The organism is Vibrio sp. Vb1554 (assembly GCF_033344235.1).
Genome location: NZ_JAWPOJ010000323.1, coordinates 1 through 1,165, shown reverse-complemented (window position 1 = coordinate 1,165; position 1,165 = coordinate 1). Strand labels below are relative to the sequence as shown.

1 protein-coding gene is annotated in these 1,165 nt (G+C 49.1%); it reads right to left on the bottom strand.

Annotated elements, in window-relative coordinates:
• On the bottom strand, positions 1 to 1,147 hold a 1,147-nt coding region (mutL, locus tag R8N28_RS25980), incomplete at its 3' end, for a DNA mismatch repair endonuclease MutL (RefSeq protein ID WP_318183753.1).
• Positions 1,148 to 1,165 lie beyond the last annotated feature (18 nt).

Below are 1,165 nucleotides of genomic sequence, written 5' to 3'. Positions count from 1 at the left end.
TTTTATCAATCGCTTGATACACACGCTCTGGGACAGTAGTACTCACTGATTGTGGCGAGTATTGAGGCGTCGTTTCCGGTTGGCTTTCTCGCTCTTCAGGCTCTGCTCGATGGAACGCGGACTCATTGACTTGCGGCTTATCAATCACAGAGCTTTGTGCCAGTGCATCAGCCAAAGCTTGATAGATAAAGTCATGTACCAATCTTGCTTGATGGAAACGCACTTCATGCTTCGCTGGATGAACGTTCACGTCCACCTGATGCGGGTCTAGCTCGATGAACAACACATAAGCGGCAAACTGATCCGGCTTTAAGCTCATTTCGTAACTTTGACGGATCGCATGATTGATCAGTTTGTCCCGCATCATGCGGCCATTCACGTAACAATACTGCAAATCGCTTTGCTGACGAGCCCCATCCGGGGTGGTGATCCAACCATGCAACTTGAGGCCTTGATGCTCAAGCTCAATACGAAGCATGTTACGCACAAATGCATTACCACACACCGCCGCTATACGCTTTTCGGTTTGCAGTTGATTCTTAGCCGCACGGTACTGGCGGATCACTTTGCCGTTATGGCGCACGTTGATCGAGACATCAAAGCGGCTCAGTGCAATGCGTTTTAACAGCTCGTCAATGTGAGCAAATTCCGTTTTTTCGGTACGCAGAAACTTACGGCGTGCAGGAGTATTGAAAAACAAATCCAGCACTTCAACCGTGGTACCAATGGGATGGGCAGCAGGCTGCAATTTGACCTGCATATCACGCCCTTCCGAATATGCACTCCACGCTTCTTCTTGCGCAGCTGGGCGAGAGGTTAATGTAAGACGAGAAACGGAACTGATACTCGCCAATGCCTCTCCACGAAAGCCCAAGCTCATGATCGCTTCTAAATCATCTAAGGTATGGATTTTAGACGTTGCATGACGACTGAGTGCCAGCCCGAGCTCATCTTTCGCAATCCCTTTTCCGTTGTCACGAACACGAATAAGCTTTGCACCGCCTTTTTCGATATCGATATCGATTCGGGTTGCGCCAGAGTCGAGGCTATTTTCCCCCAACTCTTTGATGACAGAGGCAGGTCTTTCGACCACTTCCCCTGCCGCAATTTGGTTGGCGAGCCTAGCTGGCAAAATTTTTATCGTCATAATGAGTTAGAAGCTCAC